This is a genomic window from Aliidiomarina haloalkalitolerans (genome assembly GCF_003987315.1).
Classification (GTDB): Bacteria; Pseudomonadota; Gammaproteobacteria; order Enterobacterales; family Alteromonadaceae; genus Aliidiomarina; species Aliidiomarina haloalkalitolerans.
Map to the genome: position 1 here is coordinate 71,517 of NZ_PIPI01000004.1, position 13,354 is coordinate 84,870.

The following is a 13,354-nucleotide window of genomic DNA, read 5'->3' on the forward strand; positions in this document are numbered from 1 at the left end:
AAACACGACCTAATCGCTGACTTCTAACCCCGATACTGTCGCAAATACTGTTTTTCAAAGAAGCGCTTGGCGTAGTGCATGATACGTAGCGGTGGTAAAAAGCGTGAACCCTTTTCATTCCGTTTAATAAAAATGCCATGGCTGAGGGTGTCGACAATGCACACGAGCTCATGACGGATGACCTCTAAATGAGCGGATTCGTCTGTCAGTAAACGCACTGCGTTGGTCGCGGCGACTTTCGCTTGAATGTCGGCGGCGTGGGCTTGTTTGGGCTGCCAGTCTGGGCCGGGGAAGCTACCTGCGTCACCGGCAACGTAAACATGCTCAAAGCCTTCAACTTGGGTGTGTTCGTTGGCCACAATCATGCCGCCAGGAGATTTTGGTAGCGAGGTGTTATCCAGCCACGCAGGGCCAGTCATACCAGGCATGAAAAGAATCAGGTCAGCGGCAATGTCACCGCCTTCAGTTTGCACACTGTTGGCAGTAAAACCGTTAATCTTGTGACCTAAGTGGGTTTCGACGCCTTTCTTCTGCATCAGGCTGACGAGTTTGCTCGGGACGTCAGGGCCTAAACGTGCCCCCGGTTTATCTTTTGGATTAAAGAACACCAACTTAAATTGGTCGCGGCGACCTTGTTGACGCAATAAGCACTCAATATTGAAGACAAACTCGAACATCGGGCCACCGCGCATGGCGGCGGGTTCATTTGGATTGCCACCAAAACCGAGAGCGATGGTGCCTGACTGCATAGCCGCGAGACGGTCGCGAATCGCTTCACCAGACGGAATGCCTTCGCAGGGTGTAATCACATGCTCGATTCCCGGCAGCTTTTTAATAAAGCGGCCACCGCTGGCAATAATCAACGCGTCGTTATGTATGACGTCATCTTCTGTATGCACGCTGCGGCCGCCGTCGTAGATACCTTGGACACGACCGGCAATGAAGTTCACGCGCATTTTCTTGAAGAAATTGGTGAGGTTAACCTTGAGGTCTTCAGCTGTTCGCAGGCCTGCGGGCAGCCAAATAATACTTGGCAGATAAACGAGCTCTGCTTGCGGAGCCACGACCGTGATCTCAGCATCTTTCGCTAGTTTTCGTAACGTTTTAACTGCTGTCAGAGCAGCAAACCCAGCACCTATGACAGTAAATCGCATATCTAACCTCCCACCAATATTAGAGCTATCTTATATTGGTGGGGCCTGAAACGCTAGTTTCTGCTTTAAACGCTAGTTTCTGCTTTAGACGCTAGTTTCTGCTTTAAACGCTAGTTTCTGCTTTAGACGCTAGTTTCTGCTTCAAACGCTAGTACCGCTTTATGCCAAGCCGGCAGCTCTAGCTCGTGCGGTGTGTAGCTTTTTATAGCTCTCAATCAAGCGTAAATGCCGATCGAGGCCGTCGAGCTGCATATTTGTCGGTGTTAAGCCATGGAAGCGAACACTGCCCTTGACCGAACCGAGCACGGCTTCGTAGACGCTGTCACCGAACATACGTCGTAAGTTGCGCTCGAATTCGTCTTGTGACAGTGTCTCATCAAGCTCGATTTCCAATACCGCCTGCATGGCTCGATAGAACAAGCCGCGCTCAACGGTGTTGTCGTTGTACTGTAAAAATGCTTCGACGAGCTCTAGTGCTGCTTCGTGTTCACCCAGAGCCAAGTAAATGAGTAGCTTTAGTTCGAGTACGGTGAGTTGTCCCCATACCGTGTTTTCGTCGAACTCAATGCCAATTAGGGTGACGATATCGGTGTAGTTATCCAGCTGGCTTTCTTCCAGTCGTTCGACTAAATCAGCGAGTGCATCGTCGTCTAACTGATGCAAATTCAGAATATCTTCTCGATACTGCAACGCGACATTAGTGTTGTCCCAGATCAGATCCTCCACCGGATACACTTCCGAATAGCCCGGCACTAGAATGCGACAGACCGGAGCGCCGAGGTCGGTATACACAGCCATATACGCTTCTTTGCCGAGGTCAGCAAGAATCGAAAACAAGGTTGCAGCTTCTTCGTCATTGCTTCCTGAGAAGTCCCAATCAACAAACTCGTAGTCGGCTTGACTACTGAAGAATCGCCAAGAAACAACGCCTGAAGAATCAATAAAATGTTCAACGTAGTTATTCGGCTCGGTCACTGCCATCGAATTGAATGTCGGCGGCTGGAAGTCATTTAAGCCCTCAAAACTGCGGCCTTGCAGAAGCTCGGTCAAACTGCGTTCGAGTGCGATCGCAAAACTAGGATGGGCACCAAATGAAGCAAATACACCGCCGGTACGCGGGTTCATCAATGTCACGCAAGCAACAGGGAACTGGCCACCTAAGGACGCGTCTTTTACTAACACCGGAAAGCCTTGGGCTTCGAGCGCTTGAATCCCTTCGACCAGATGCGGATAGCGCGCAAGCACCTCAGCAGGAACATCCGGAAGTGCGATTTCCTCTTCGATGATTTGTTTTTTCACCGCCCGCTCAAAAATCTCCGATAAACACTGCACCTGCGCTTCTGCAAGCGTATTGCCGGCACTCATACCGTTACTTAAAAACAGGTTTTCAATCAGATTCGACGGGATGTAAACGGTCTCGCCATCGGACTGGCGCGTATACGGAAGCGCGACAATACCGCGTTCGCTGTTGCCTGAGTTGGTGTCGACGAGATGCGATCCGCAGAGCTCACCTTCGGCATCGTAAATACTCAAGCAATAGTCGTCGAGCAGGCCGGCCGGAAGCGAATCGTCTTCTTCGAGGGCAAACCAGCGCTCGTTCGGGTAATGAACGAATTCGCGATTGGCGATGTCTTCACCCCAAAATTGGTCGTTGTAGAAGAAATTACAGTTCAAACGTTCGATGAACTCGCCCAACGCTGAGCACAACGCACTTTCTTTGGTTGCACCTTTGCCGTTGGTAAAACACATTGGTGAGGCCGCGTCACGTACATGCAATGACCAGACGTGGGGTACAATATTGCGCCACGACGCGATTTCGATTTTCATGCCAAGGTCGGCCAAAATTTTGCTCATATTGGCGATGGTGTCTTCGAGCGGTGCGTCTTTACCTTCAATATAAGTGCGCTCAGAACCAGTGGGAGCCAAGCTCAGCAGTGCTTGCGCATCTTCATCGAGGTTCTCAACCACTTCAATTTGAAAGTCAGGGCCTTCCTGCACCACCTTCTTTACGGTGCATCGATCAATCGAACGAATAATCCCTTCGCGATCACGTTCAGAAATATCTTCTGGCAGCTCGACCTGAATCTTAAAGATTTGCTTGTAGCGGTTTTCTGGGTCGACAATATTGTTTTGTGCTAAACGAATATTCTCCGTCGGAATATTGCGCGACAAGCAGTAAACCTTCACAAAATACGCGGCACACATGGCGGACGAAGCAAGGAAATAATCAAATGGACCTGGTGCTGAACCATCGCCTTTATAGCGAATAGGTTGGTCTGAAATGACGGTGAAATCGTCGAATTTTGCTTCAAGACGAAGGTTGTCGAGATAGTTAACTTTAATTTCCATGCTGCTGCCAATTTTCTGCGCTGAATTGAGGCTCAAATTTAGAGCCGTTAAAGTGCCGCATTATCTCGTTTTTTCGGCTATTAGTCTTTCTTTGTCGGTGAATTTTTCGACGTGTTCCAAAGTACTTTTGTAAGCTATTGCGTAAAGCACTGATCTGCTATGTATTTTTAAAATCAAATGTCTATACTCGAACACATCTAAGCACTGGGAAGTCGTTGTCGGTGTTAGTTAATCCTCTAAATAAGCTGTACTCAACACAAGGAGAAAGAACATGGATGTTGTTCGCGATGCTGCAGAACACATGAAGAACCCGAAAACGTTAACCATGGTGATCTATGCGCTATATGCGGCAAGTTACATCACTTTGGTCAGCGGTCTGGCTGGAATTATCCTCAACTATTTGAAACGTAATGAAGTTGCCGACTCATGGGTGGCTACTCACTTCAATTGGCAAATTCATACGTTTTGGATCAGTTTAGGGATAACGGTAGTGGGCATTATTACGACGCCTATTCTGATTGGTTTTGTCATATTGTTTGGCAATGCAGTTTGGGTTGCTTACCGATTAATCAAAGGCTTTATTTTTCTCTACGAGGATAAACCTTTGCCTAATGGCTGGTAAGTTTTAATCTCCCCACTTTCGAGTGGGGATTTTTTTGCGTGCGTTTTAGGCTGAACTTGGTTTATGTTGTAGGCATAAAATAACAAGAGGCAGCAATCATGCGCACAATCGGCAATCTTCTGTGGTTTATTCTGGGTGGTTTTTTTATGGGCTTAGCGTGGTGGCTCTACGCTTTGCTGGCATTTGTCTCGATTATTGGGATTCCTTGGGGGCGCGCGTGTTTCGTGCTTGGCAAATTTGCGTTCTTGCCATTTGGACGCGAAGCAATTAATCGGCGCGAATTAACTCAACGTGGTGACATTGGTACCAGCGCCTTTGGTACCCTTGGTAATATTATTTGGTTTATTCTCGCTGGTTTTTGGCTCGCGCTTGGGCATGTTATCGCGGCTTGTTTTTTAGCCATTACAATCATCGGTATTCCGTTTGCAATTCAACATATTAAACTGGCTGGCATTGCGCTTGCTCCAATTGGTAAGACCGTTGTCGATGTTGAAGTCGCGAATGCAGCCCGGCGAGCAAATGCAGATGAGCGGGTCGCAGCTATGCGTCGCTAGGCGATTTGAATTTTTATGAAAGTCGTCTGATGACGCGCTTTACAGCCAATCGGCAGTAGATTATTCGGCCACTTGTGTAGTACCCTCGGTGAATGAACTGCACAGGGCTAGTTATTCAGCGCAAAACTGTTTAATGTTTTCGCTGCAAAAATTTTCACCTTAAAAACTATAACAATATGAGCACTACACATGACAAATGTAACAACGGATAGCCGCGGTAACTGGGGTTCGAAGATTGGATTTATCTTCGCAGCTGCCGGTTCAGCTGTTGGCCTCGGAGCAATTTGGAAATTCCCCTATGTCGCCGGTTCAAACGGTGGTGGTGTTTTCCTTCTCGTTTATTTAGCTTGTGTCTTCACAGTCGGTATCATCATGATGATGTCGGAAATGATGATCGGCCGGATTTCAAAGCGGTCCGCAACGTCGGCGTTGCGTAAGCTAGGTGGTGGCAAATGGCACTACGTCGGCTGGATGATGGTGCTGTGCGTATTCTTAATACTCGGGTTCTATTCCGTGGTCGGCGGCTGGGCCATCGCCTATGTATTCGAAGCCGTTCGCGGGGACATTCTTACAACCGATGGCGCCGAGCTTGAGAACATGTTTGTCGGCTTCATTGGTAATCCGTTAGCCGCAATGGTTTATACGTTAGTGTTCTTGAGTATTACCGTGTCTATCGTTATTGCCGGGGTACAGTCGGGCATCGAACGGATTTGTAAGATCTTAATGCCGGTCTTGTTCATTCTCATGATTTTCCTCGCCTTCCGCAGCTTAACCTTGCCAGGCGCGATCGACGGTCTTATTTATTTAGTGACCCCTGACTGGTCAAAGCTCACCGTGCATATGTTCTTAGAAGCTCTCGGCTTGGCAGTGTTTTCATTGTCGGTCGGTGCTGGTTTGATGATTGCCTATGGTTCGTACCTGGGCAAAGGCACAAAAATTGTCAACTCGAGCCTATGGATTGCGTCGCTTGCAATTCTTGCCGCGGTGCTCGCCGGCATTATGATTCTGCCTGCGGTATTTGCTTTCGGTGTAGATCCAGCAGCGGGCCCAGGCTTGACCTTCATTACGATGCCAGCATTGTTTGCGCAAATGGCGGGTGGTCAGTTCTTTGCCATTCTCTTCTTCTTACTGTTGTTGTTCGCAGCAGTGACGTCTTCGATTTCAATTCTCGAACCGGCCGTAGCCTTCTTAATTGATGAGTATAATTTAACGCGTAAGAAGGCCACGATTATCGTTGCTTCGGCAAACTACTTAATTCTCGGTATTCCGGCAGCGCTCTCGTTCGGGGTTTTTGCCGATGTCAGCATCTTCGGCCGTAATCCGTTTGATATCATGGATTATGTTGCGTCGAACTTGTTAATGCCGTTAGGCGGTATGTTTGCTGCAGTTTTTGTTGGCTGGATTATCTGGCCACGCATTAAAGCGGAAGTCGAAGCAGAAAGCTCGGTCTGGTTTGCGAAAGTCTTCCACTTTATTGCAGCGGTCGTGGCACCTGTTCTAATTTTGGCAGTCGCGTATCTTCTTGTTACTGCATAGTTAAATATCCAGTCTCTAAAAGGCGAGCTCGACTCGCCTTTTTTTATAAAAGCAGTGCGATGCATGGAGTATCGCTTGGTCTAAATGGAGAAATTCATGTCGAATAAAGCAAAATATTCATTACTAGCGACTCTTGTCGCTTTTTCTTTAGCTGCGTGCGGTGGTTCATCTTCGAGTGACAACCCTGGCAATGATGGCGGCACTGGCGGCGGTTCTGGTGGCGGTGGTGATGCACCTGTTGGTCTAATTGAACCAGCAAAAGACCCAGGACAAGCCAGCGATCAAACCTACAGTTACACGCTAAATGGCCTCGTGCATTATTACGGCCTAGTCGCTGGCGCAGAAGTGTGTATTGATACCACGCGTGACTTGCAATGTGATGACGATAGTCCGACCGCAATCACGGCTGAGAATGGCCGTTTTAATTTAACGGTCGAGTCGCCGTTTGCTTTTCCTGAGCATTTTATTCTTGCGCGCTTTCCTGCTGACATGGACGCTGCGAACGCGGCAGACTCTGCGTTAGTCAATGAAAACGGCGAAATCGTGCTGGCAGCGCGCGGCCATTACAATGGCCACATCAACCCGCTAACGACTCTTGAGACGAGACTCTATGAGGCGAGTTTGAGTTCATTCGAACAGAATGAGCGCTATGCCATTGGACGCTTGATGATTAGCAGTAACTATTTCCACTCACCGAATGACGCTTACCATCAGTTATTCAGTGGCGAAACTGTCATGACTATGGAAGCGCTGGCGACGGGGAATGATCGCGTATTTCCATTGCTAGAAGAAGCATTAGCCTATACAGACGATCATTTAGCCGCATTGCAGGCGATTTTCGCCGGTGCCGATTCAGCAACCATGCAAGCGCGTTTAATGCATCTTGGTTATGTGGGTGAGCGTCAACTGCTCAGTTCGTCACAGCGGGTGTTTGCTGAAGATAACTTTCTCACCGAAGGTAACCTCGTTCATTTAACCAGCAGTCGTCAAAGCTTCGATGTCTACAATGAGCGGGCTGACGAAATTGCATGGGTGACAGAGACAACCAATGGTATTCGCTTTAATAAAGGCGCGCTTTCCGACTTTTTCCGGCCAGTTGACCAACGTTGTTGGCATTTGCAAGACAACAAGTGGGTAAACAGTAATACCAACGACAATAGCTACCGACTCATTGAAGCGATCTCCGGCGAAAGTGATGCTTATCGGTTAATCAGTGAAGCGACCGGCGTCGAACACGAAGTCCGGTTTGAAGTCGTTGAAACCTCGGGCGACATGTTCAATATCGCGCTTTACCCTTGGTTGGGTTTAGCGGAACTGAATGACTTCGATTTTCCCGAAGAGCTTATATTGGTTCGCAATACAGTGAACGAAAGTGTGTGCTTTAACCCGAATAGCCAAGGGCTAGCGAATGCGACGAAGTTATTTAGTCAAATGACTGGTAACGAAATTGTGCAAGCGACCAGTCCACAGCTTTATCAATCAGGCCAATTTACGGTCGACTCTGACTACCAACGGATCACGCTGACGCAAAACGGTTTTCAGTATGATTACCGGATAATGCAGTTAGGCGGTGCTGAGTTACTCATGTTGCACACTGCTCATGCAGCGAACGGCGCATCATATCCGAATTTCTATACCATCCATAATGGGCGTGTGCAGCGCGCAAACATGAATGGTGTTGCCCGCTTAAATCAAGGTTTACGGCAGTTAGCGATTATCCTTCTCGAAGACGCAACTGCGGTGCAATTGGTTGATTACTTAGAAGAAGTGGCTGCAGACTAATACCAAAGCTGGCCAATCGGTGTGTCCGGGCTGTAGTGATGCGCAATCTGCGCTTGCAACAGCTCGGCACAGGCCAGCGTATCAGTTAATGCGTCATGAGGAGGGTAGTAGGGTAGCCGGTAGCGCTGACGACTATCTCCTAAACGAATCGAAGGTTGTGGGTACTGTTTCAAGTTCGTTCGTTGCAGTAATCGTTGCCAAGCTGTTAGCGGCTTTCGGCGCAGCTGTGCTTCAATTTGCATGGTATCGATGACAGGAAACTCAATACTTTCGCCAATGCGGTTCAGGAGTGTTTGCTGTAAGAAAGGCCGTTCGATTCCACGATAATGCACAACCCACGTGCGACCTGCTGCGAACTTCAGAATCTCTTCCAAATAGTCGGTGATATCAGCTGCTTGGGCAATGTCTCCATGGGTAATTCCATGAATAACAACAGAACTCTCGGTTAATGGATCGTGAGGGCGAACGATCCACTGCTTAGCAGCATGAAGTTCAATGCGCTGCAAGGTCATCGGAATCATAGCAATACTCAGAATGCCATGGGTCTGTGCGTCCATCCCGGTGGTTTCGAAATCAACTGCAATCAGAGGCGCTTCGGCAATAGGCGTGTTTGCAGCAACCATGCCGGCTTGATAAAACTCACGTAAACGCGAGTCTCGTGCGCTTGCAGCTAAATGCTGATAACGTTCAGTCCAATTCAATGGCATGCTCATCGTTAATGAATTGAGTAACGAAAGCGCAGGTATTTTTGCGCATGACTTAAAATTTGGAACGCATCTTTTAATGTCTTCCGCTCAAAATCGGAGAGTTGATCGGGATGAATATTATTGTCCGGTTCCTCACCCGCAGCGATCGCTCGTGCTTGTTGTCGAATGCGAACCATGGCAATCAGTTCGTAAGCATCACGCAAGTCAGGTCCGCGACCATGGGGCAGGATATTGGCTTCGATGATATCTTCTAAGCGGGCAAAGGTATTACGTTGCGTTGAACCAATCGACAGAGCGTGCACGCGCACGAGATCAACCAGCGGGGCCGTGCCGCGCCGTTTCATATTGATACTGTTATTTTGTTTGCCGTCTTTTTCCATCACAAAATCTTTAAAAAACCCGAGGGGCGGCGTGCGTTGCACAGCATTCTTTGCCATGCTTGCTAAAAAGCGCTTATGCCGAGGCGCACTCTTCTGAATGAGTTGGTTTAATTCGTCAGCGAAGTGTTTTTCACCCCAAATAGCATCTAAGTCGAAGAATATATTACTGTGCAAAAGGCGCTCGGGTGTCGGTGTTTCAATCCAATCAGTAAAGTATTCCCGCCATTTTGACAAGGGCTGTCGCCACTCTGGGTTAGTTGCCATGATGCCACCAGAACAATACGGGTAGCCGCATGCATCAAGCCCATCAGTGACATATTGCGCAAGCTCGACGAAATACTCATCGTGCAGGCTAGGTTGGTAACTATCGTCAAGAATTAAGGCGTTATCTTGGTCGGTGACAATCGCTTGTTCGTCTCGAGCCATCGACCCGAGCGCAATAAAGCAATAGGGCACAGGTGGTGGCCCTAACTTTGCTTCGGCTAACTCAAGCAAACGTTGCTTGAAGCTACGTCCAATGGACGCCATAGAAGCGCCTATCATTCTTGAATTGGCATCTTCATTGACCATTCGGACAAAGCTCGCTTGCACATCGGCTTTAAGTGTTTGCAGCTCTTCAATGCTGTTTTGTTTGAAGATACTACTGACCACAAACAAACTACTTTTTGACTCGTGACGCACCACATCAGATAGAGCAATTACACCGAGTAACTGACCTTTTTTAAGCACCGGCAAGTGATGCAGATTAGTGCGCAGCATCAGCAGCATGGCTTCAAAAATACGTTGGTTATATTGAACGAAGACAAGGTCGCTACTCATGATGGTATGGACAGACTCTTGGTCTGAACGTCCAACAGCTAACACCCGTTTGCGGAGATCTTTGTCAGTAATAATGCCAACAGGAAGTGAGCGCTCACCATCCATGATAAGTAATGACGAGACTTCTTCGTTGGTCATTAACTCCGCGGCCTCGCGAATGGTATTGCTTGCATCGATAGTGACGGTTTCGCGGCTGATAAGTGTATCGATGGTTTCGCTGAGCAAGTCGTGCTTTGGTTGGTCTTGCTTCACCGCAAATTGTACGCGTCGATGTTCTTCGACTTCGACCGCTTCTGCGAAGTCGTCATACTCATCAAACAGACGTGTAAATACATCGCGCGGCAAGTAGTAGAGCAAGGTGTCCTCAAGGGTACGGACCGGATAACGCACGCGGCCTTTGCGCAATAGTCCAAACTCGCCAAAATAACCACCTTCAGTAAGTCGGTTGTAGAGCTCGCCGGTTTTATGCAAAACCTCGACCTCACCACTGCGAATGATATGAAGATCGTCAATCGTTTGATTGTATTCGAGGACTGTTTGCTCCGCTCGTACGTAGCCAACACTTATGGATGTTGCAACGACCTCGAGCTCTTCGCGTGGCAACATGTTAAATGGTGCGAAGCGCTCGAGGAAATGCAGTATTTCGGTTTGTTCTGCGTGCATGTACTTGGTTAACTATCGATTCGAGGTTCAGAACTGAGCCCTTTCACCAACGCCACACAGCTCATCAGGAGCACGATGGTAAATGGTAAACCGGCAGAGACTGCCATCGCTTGCAAGGCGATCAAACCACCCCCAAGAATCAGTGCGATAGCAACAAGCCCTTCGAACGTACACCAGAATACACGCTGTGGTGTTGGCGCGTTGACCTTGCCGCCCGCAGCAATGGTGTCAATGACCAGAGAGCCCGAGTCTGATGAGGTGACAAAAAACACCACGACGAGAATAATGCCGATAAACGAAGTGATTTGTGCCCACGGCAAGACGTCGAGCATGGTAAAGAGCTGTAACGGCAGTGCGGCATTGGCAACATCCTCATAGCCGCCGATAAATTGCTGTATCGCAGTGGTGCCGAATACAGTCATCCAGAGGACGCAGGCTAACGATGGTATCAATAGCACGGCTAATAAGAACTCACGCACGGTGCGACCACGAGAAACGCGGGCGATAAACATACCAACAAACGGTGACCAAGAAATCCACCAAGCCCAATAGAAGGCTGTCCAGCCTTGGCTGTAATTTGCATCAGCGCGTCCAACCGGATTTGCTAAAGCGGGTAAATACTGTAAGTAGCTCACTAAGTTCTGGAAGAAGCCGGTGATGATAGCCAAGGTTGGTCCGACGATAATAACGAACAGCATGAGCAAAGCAGCAAGCGTCATATTGATTTCAGATAAGCGCTTCACACCTGCCTCAAGTCCTGCCATGACCGAAACAAGGGCAATAATTGTGATGCCGATCACCAAGAGGACTTCCATGGCGACACCTTCGGGCATCCCAAATAAGTGATTTAGGCCAGCAGCTGCTTGCGAAGCGCCAAGTCCGAGCGACGTTGCGAGGCCGAATAACGTCGCAAGAACAGCAAGGATATCAATAATGTGACCAGGCCAACCCCACACGCGCTCACCAAGTAGCGGGTAGAAAATTGAACGAATGGTGAGAGGTAAGCCTTTATTGAAAGAGAACAAAGCGAGGCCGAGTGCGAGCACAGCATAAATCGCCCACGGGTGTAATGCCCAATGGTAAATGGTTGCAGCCATCCCTAAGCGTGCGGCTGCTTCAGGATCACCTGCAGCGCCGGCTAGAGGAGCCCAGTCAGTACGCGCGCCATCACTGCCGACCTCAACACCGGCAAAGGCCGTGCTAAAGTGCGAAATCGGTTCAGAAACACCATAAAACATGAGACCTATGCCCATGCCTGCGGCGAATAACATGGAAAACCAGCTGAGATATGAGAAGTCCGGGTCAGCCTCAGTGCCGCCCAGTCTTACTTTGCCCAACGGGGTAAAAATAAGTACCAAGCAGAGAATAACGAAGATATTGGCAGCGCCAATAAAGAACCAGTCTAAGTTTCCAGTTAACCAATCGCGTGTACTTGAAAACAAAGGTTCCGCTTGTTCGCGGAAAATAAGCGTGATGGCGACGAACAAGATGACGGCTAGGCCAGAAATTGCAAAAACGCGGTTGTGGATATCAAGGCCAAAAGGTCCAACTTTGACAACGACATTGTCTTGACCGACTTGGTAGTCTGTATCGATTGGGTTCACTAACCCGTCAGGTTTCATGGGATCGTTGTCGTGCTGCTCAGGTGAACTCATGGACAGTCCTTATTCTTTTATTTTGCGGAATTAGTAAGTATAGCGGCAGTGAATAATTTAACAACGTCAGTTGCCGGAAGATAGCGGACGAATTTAATTCGTAACTTATTGAAAAGAAAACGCACTGACTCAGTCAGTGCGCTTTATGTATGTCAAACTTCTGTCGAATGCATGTCAAACTTAAGGCTATTCAACAACCCCAGTTAACACTTCGTTCAATGAGCTTTGGCCAGCTTCAGGACGACTTGAGCCACAGTTAGTTCCGGTGTCTTCGCAACTAACGCCACGAATCCGACTGCCGATTGAACGGCTATCATAGCGACCCGTTGCGGCCAGCCGGTTGGCTAAATTGCCGAGGCGACCATGGACGTTCATTTGTGAGCCGACGACACTAATACGTTCCATGCCTTCAGCCTCAAGCAATCGTGCGATAACTTCGTCATTGTCAGTTTCACCGTCTAGCTGAGCCAGTTCGCGACTAATTTGACGGGCATGATGACGAGAATCGGTATGTCCTGCCATGATCAGCTGACGATAAAGCTCCGCCGCACCATATAAATCCTGTTCGACACCGACACCTGTGTGTTTTAAGCGAGCCAGAGCAAACATGGCGCTAACGAGGTTCTTGTCCGCAGCCTGCTCGAGTAATTCAACGCCCTCGGCAATCGTTTCTGGTTCATTGATACGAATTAATTGTAGCGCTCGTTTGTACAAAGCAGGGGCGTACTCACCGCGAATGGCTAAGTCGAGTAAACGCACAGACTCTTCAACGTCTTGCTCGACAATGTGGCCATTTAAGTACCAGTCAGAAAGAATGTACATTGCGACCGGGCTGTTGTAGCGCACGCCAATTCGCATGTAGCGCTCTGCTTCTTTGTCGTTCTGCTCTAAACCGTCGCCACTTGCGTAAGCCATCCCAACAATCGCGGCCGCATCGCCGCTACCACCACGCGCTAGCCGCAGCAATTGACGCATTTCCTTTTCACAACTGACTTCAGCACAGCTTCCCGCAATCGGGTTGGCCATTTCGTTGGCAGTGATAGTCGGGCTATAGCTACTCGTTGCAAACGCAAAAGCGAGGCCAACGCAGAGTAACGACAGTCTCATATATGCTCCTTCATTGGGTTCTAACC

At 48.7% G+C, this 13,354-nt stretch carries 10 protein-coding genes; 4 read left to right on the forward strand and 6 right to left on the reverse strand.

The window, feature by feature from the left end:
- Window positions 1–23: 23 nt before the first annotated feature.
- Window positions 24–1,154 (reverse strand): NAD(P)/FAD-dependent oxidoreductase, encoded by a 1,131-nt coding sequence (locus CWE06_RS07180; protein ID WP_126792616.1) that lies wholly within the window; start codon window positions 1,152–1,154, stop codon window positions 24–26.
- Window positions 1,155–1,313: 159 nt separating this feature from the next.
- Window positions 1,314–3,503 carry an OsmC domain/YcaO domain-containing protein gene (locus tag CWE06_RS07185; RefSeq protein ID WP_126792618.1) on the reverse strand — a complete coding sequence of 730 codons (2,190 nt, stop codon included), beginning with the start codon at window positions 3,501–3,503 and terminating at the stop codon, window positions 1,314–1,316.
- A 271-nt stretch (window positions 3,504–3,774) separates the two neighbouring features.
- Here CWE06_RS07185 and CWE06_RS07190 point away from each other — a divergent pair, with 271 nt between their 5' ends.
- The 4 genes from CWE06_RS07190 (at window position 3,775) to CWE06_RS07205 (ending at window position 7,997) form a co-directional block, all read left to right on the forward strand.
- On the forward strand, window positions 3,775–4,125 hold the full coding sequence (locus tag CWE06_RS07190; protein ID WP_126792620.1) for a DUF4870 family protein: 351 nt from the start codon (window positions 3,775–3,777) through the stop codon (window positions 4,123–4,125).
- 98 nt (window positions 4,126–4,223) lie between these two features.
- Window positions 4,224–4,679 (forward strand): YccF domain-containing protein, encoded by a 456-nt coding sequence (locus CWE06_RS07195; RefSeq protein WP_126792622.1) that lies wholly within the window; start codon window positions 4,224–4,226, stop codon window positions 4,677–4,679.
- A gap of 189 nt (window positions 4,680–4,868) precedes the next feature.
- Complete coding sequence (locus tag CWE06_RS07200; RefSeq protein WP_126792624.1) at window positions 4,869–6,215, forward strand: sodium-dependent transporter; 1,347 nt, start codon at window positions 4,869–4,871, stop codon at window positions 6,213–6,215.
- A 96-nt stretch (window positions 6,216–6,311) separates the two neighbouring features.
- Window positions 6,312–7,997, forward strand: coding sequence for a hypothetical protein (locus tag CWE06_RS07205; RefSeq protein ID WP_126792626.1), 1,686 nt, complete (start codon window positions 6,312–6,314; stop codon window positions 7,995–7,997).
- On the opposite strand, the gene CWE06_RS07210 is transcribed toward CWE06_RS07205, so the two are convergent.
- The 4 genes from CWE06_RS07210 to CWE06_RS07225 form a co-directional block, all read right to left on the reverse strand.
- A complete protein-coding gene (locus CWE06_RS07210) occupies window positions 7,994–8,704 on the reverse strand; it encodes a 3'-5' exonuclease (RefSeq protein WP_241972508.1) in 711 nt (236 codons plus the stop codon). The genes CWE06_RS07205 and CWE06_RS07210 overlap by 4 nt on opposite strands.
- An 8-nt stretch (window positions 8,705–8,712) precedes the next feature.
- Complete coding sequence (locus CWE06_RS07215) at window positions 8,713–10,566, reverse strand: DUF294 nucleotidyltransferase-like domain-containing protein (protein WP_126792630.1); 1,854 nt, start codon at window positions 10,564–10,566, stop codon at window positions 8,713–8,715.
- 8 nt (window positions 10,567–10,574) lie between these two features.
- Window positions 10,575–12,188, reverse strand: coding sequence for a BCCT family transporter (locus CWE06_RS07220; RefSeq protein ID WP_198679069.1), 1,614 nt, complete (start codon window positions 12,186–12,188; stop codon window positions 10,575–10,577).
- 219 nt (window positions 12,189–12,407) lie between these two features.
- Window positions 12,408–13,328 (reverse strand): tetratricopeptide repeat protein, encoded by a 921-nt coding sequence (locus tag CWE06_RS07225; RefSeq protein WP_126792634.1) that lies wholly within the window; start codon window positions 13,326–13,328, stop codon window positions 12,408–12,410.
- Window positions 13,329–13,354 lie beyond the last annotated feature (26 nt).

Excerpts from the sequence above, each read along its gene's own strand:
- CWE06_RS07200 (WP_126792624.1), top strand. The coding sequence starts at position 4,869 with ATGACAAATGTAACAACGGATAGCCGCGGTAACTGGGGTTCGAAGATT.
- CWE06_RS07185 (WP_126792618.1), bottom strand. The coding sequence starts at position 3,503 with ATGGAAATTAAAGTTAACTATCTCGACAACCTTCGTCTTGAAGCAAAA.
- CWE06_RS07195 (WP_126792622.1), top strand. The coding sequence starts at position 4,224 with ATGCGCACAATCGGCAATCTTCTGTGGTTTATTCTGGGTGGTTTTTTT.
- CWE06_RS07180 (WP_126792616.1), bottom strand. The coding sequence starts at position 1,154 with ATGCGATTTACTGTCATAGGTGCTGGGTTTGCTGCTCTGACAGCAGTT.
- CWE06_RS07225 (WP_126792634.1), bottom strand. The coding sequence starts at position 13,328 with ATGAGACTGTCGTTACTCTGCGTTGGCCTCGCTTTTGCGTTTGCAACG.
- CWE06_RS07205 (WP_126792626.1), top strand. The coding sequence starts at position 6,312 with ATGTCGAATAAAGCAAAATATTCATTACTAGCGACTCTTGTCGCTTTT.
- CWE06_RS07210 (WP_241972508.1), bottom strand. The coding sequence starts at position 8,704 with ATGCCATTGAATTGGACTGAACGTTATCAGCATTTAGCTGCAAGCGCA.
- CWE06_RS07220 (WP_198679069.1), bottom strand. The coding sequence starts at position 12,188 with ATGAAACCTGACGGGTTAGTGAACCCAATCGATACAGACTACCAAGTC.
- CWE06_RS07190 (WP_126792620.1), top strand. The coding sequence starts at position 3,775 with ATGGATGTTGTTCGCGATGCTGCAGAACACATGAAGAACCCGAAAACG.
- CWE06_RS07215 (WP_126792630.1), bottom strand. The coding sequence starts at position 10,566 with ATGCACGCAGAACAAACCGAAATACTGCATTTCCTCGAGCGCTTCGCA.